The organism is Enterococcus sp. 2201sp1_2201st1_C11_2201SCRN_220225 (assembly GCF_040925905.1).
GTDB lineage: Bacteria > Bacillota > Bacilli > Lactobacillales > Enterococcaceae > Enterococcus_C > Enterococcus_C asini_A.
The window spans coordinates 1-2,981 of the sequence record NZ_JBCOJC010000073.1 but is presented as its reverse complement, the minus strand read 5'-3'; the positions used below and the strand labels follow the sequence as shown (position 1 = coordinate 2,981).

At 41.4% G+C, this 2,981-nt stretch carries 1 protein-coding gene and 1 pseudogene; one reads left to right on the top strand and one right to left on the bottom strand.

The annotated features are described in order from the left end of the window. Nucleotides 1–120: pseudogene (locus AB5754_RS12580) on the bottom strand (hydroxymethylglutaryl-CoA synthase); the annotation flags it as partial. A 218-nt stretch (nucleotides 121–338) separates the two neighbouring features. On the opposite strand from AB5754_RS12580, the gene AB5754_RS12575 reads away from it, so the two are divergent. Then, on the top strand, nucleotides 339–2,741 hold the full coding sequence (locus tag AB5754_RS12575) for a hydroxymethylglutaryl-CoA reductase, degradative (RefSeq protein ID WP_368252340.1): 2,403 nt from the start codon (nucleotides 339–341) through the stop codon (nucleotides 2,739–2,741). Nucleotides 2,742–2,981: the final 240 nt, after the last annotated feature.

Below are 2,981 nucleotides of genomic sequence, written 5' to 3'. Positions count from 1 at the left end.
GTCTTGGCCAATACCAATGTGAAATTTCCCGGGATCTACATCGCGGGCTAAGGCTAAATCGGTCATGTCCACATAATAAGGGGGCACAAAAAAGTTCAGTTTATCTATTCCTGCAAGCATGACTTGCTCCTTTCAAGTATCTGGAATACTTCTTTATAATTAATACATCTTATCTTAGCATAATCTGAAAAGATAATCGTGGGATTTTCGATTTGAAAGGCAGAGAGAGCGCTGATTTTTAAAGTTTATTAAATATTTTTCAGAGCACTTCATGAAAAAGAAAATCTTATATGTTTTTCAATTCAATAATGGTATATTGCAAGATGGAGGTGGCAAATTTGAAAGAAGTTGTCATTATAGACGGATTACGAACACCCATTGGAAAATATAAAGGGATGTTAAAAGATTTTACCGCCGTGGACTTAGGTACGAACTTGGCTACGGCTTTAATAGAAAAATACCCAGAGATACAAAAAGATATCAGCCAAGTAATTTTTGGCAATGTTTTACAAGCGGGAAATGGGCAAAACCCAGCCCGTCAGATTGCTTTAAAAGCCGGTTTAGGCTATGAAGTCACAGCAGCGACGATTAACGAAGTCTGTGGCTCTGGCATGAAAGCCGTCATGATGGCGCGACAAGCAATCTTATTAGGTGAAGCAGAGGTAGTTTTAGCTGGCGGGATTGAAAACATGACCAAAGCTCCCGGATTAGCCGAATTTGATTTTGAAAGTAAGACTTATGGAGCACCTTTAGCCAGTATGATTATCGACGGTCTAACCGATGCGCAATCTGGAAAACATATGGGCTTAACTGCAGAAAAAGTAGCCCAGGAGTATCAAGTGAGTCGAAAAGCTCAAGACGCTTTTGCCTTAGCTTCTCAACAAAAGGCTGCTAAAGCCCAAGCAGAAGGTCGCTTTAAAAACGAAATCGTACCTCTTGAATCCAATGAAGGTTTACTCACAGAAGATGAAGGGATTCGCCCTGATTCCACGTTAGAAAAACTCGCCAACTTGCGAACCGCCTTTAAAGAAGGAGGAACGGTTACAGCGGGAAATGCTTCCACCATTAACGATGGCGCGGCAGCTTTAATCATCGCTTCCAAAGAATACGCCGAAGCGCATCACTTGCCGTATTTGGCGATTATCAAAGAAGTCGCTGAAGTAGGGATTGATCCTTCTGTAATGGGAATTTCACCGATTAAAGCCATTTCTCAAGTTTTGAAAAAAAGCCAGTTGCAAGTAGCAGACATCGATCTATTTGAAATTAACGAAGCTTTTGCGGCCTCGTCTTTAGTAGTGGAACAAGAACTAGGTTTACCAAAAGAGAAAGTCAATATTTACGGTGGCGGGATTTCACTAGGCCATGCCATAGGGGCAACGGGAGCTAGATTATTGACTACATTAAGTCATCAGATGACAGATTTAAACCAGCACTATGGTATTGCTTCTCTGTGTGTCGGTGGTGGTTTAGGTTTGGCAATATTATTGGAACGACCTGAGAATAATGAAGAAAAACGCTTTTATGAATTGACTGAAACAGAGCGTTTGGATGTATTAGTGGATCAGGGAAAAATCAGCCCCAAAGATCGTCAAGAATGGGCCAATACGGCGTTGAATCAGGAAATCAGCAGTCACTTGATTGAAAATGCGATTAGTGAAGTGGAAATTCCTTTAGGGGTAGCCCAACACGTCACGGTGAACCACAAAGAATATCTTGTACCGGTAGCTACGGAAGAACCTTCCGTGATTGCGGCTTTAAGCAACGGAGCAAAAATGGCTGGTAACTTTACCAGTACGGTGCTTTCTCGCTTAATGCGAGGGCAAATCGTCTTTTACGATGTCTCCAACCAACAAGATTTACTGAATTGGTTGCAAAGTCAAGAAGGCCACTTTTTTGAAATTGCAAAAAAAGCCCATCCTTCGATTTATAAGCGGGGAGGCGGATTGCGGGAAATTTCTGCCAGAGCAATCGGTGGAGACTTTATTTCCTGTGATTTTCTTGTGGATGTGCAGTCAGCTATGGGAGCTAATATTATCAATACGATTTTGGAAGCCGTAGCAAAAGAAATTAAAGAACAACGTCCCGAAAAAATTCTCTTTGCTATTTTAAGCAATTTAACTACGGAGTCTTTAGTGAAAGCTCGCTGCTCGATTCCCTTTAGTCGTTTACACGCTACTAAAGGACAAGAAATCGCAGAAAAAATTGCCATAGCTTCTGAATATGCTCAATTAGATCCATATCGGGCTACTACGCATAATAAAGGGATTATGAATGGGGTAGATGGTATTTTGTTAGCCACCGGCAATGACACTAGAGCACAAGCTGCTGGAATTCATGCTTACGCTGGGTTAACAGGGCAATACAGAGGTTTGAGTCAGTGGCAGATTATTGGAGAAGAATTGGTGGGGGAAATAACCATTCCTTTAGCAATCGGAACAGTGGGTGGAGGCACCCGGGTTTTACCAAAAGCCCAAGCAGCTTTAGCTTTATTGAAGATAACCGAACCAGAAGAACTAGCCCAAGTGATTGCCAGCTGTGGTTTGGCCCAAAACTTAGCGGCTTTAAAAGCTTTGGTTTCTGATGGCATTCAAAAAGGCCATATGGGGTTACAAGCTCGTTCTTTGGCGATGTCAGTCGGTGCAACAGGAGCGGAAATCCAACAATTAAGCCGCCAATTAAAAAAAGCTGCTCATATGAATGAACAAACCGCTAGAGAGTTATTGGCCCAAATGCGGAAATAATAAATAATGAACATTTATGTTTAATTGGTAAAAAGATTCGGATGATAAAAAAGCGCGACAATTTTTGTGCCTTAGTCCGAAGAGAGAACAATTACCATAAGTGTAAAGAGAAAAAGTGAATTACGCTGACTTAGCTTGAGAAACACAGGTTAGTCAGCGTTTGAGATTTTTAGCAATGAAAAGAAGGGTATCTTCCAATGATTTTTAATGGAAGATACCCTTCTTTTGCTTGCGTCTCAC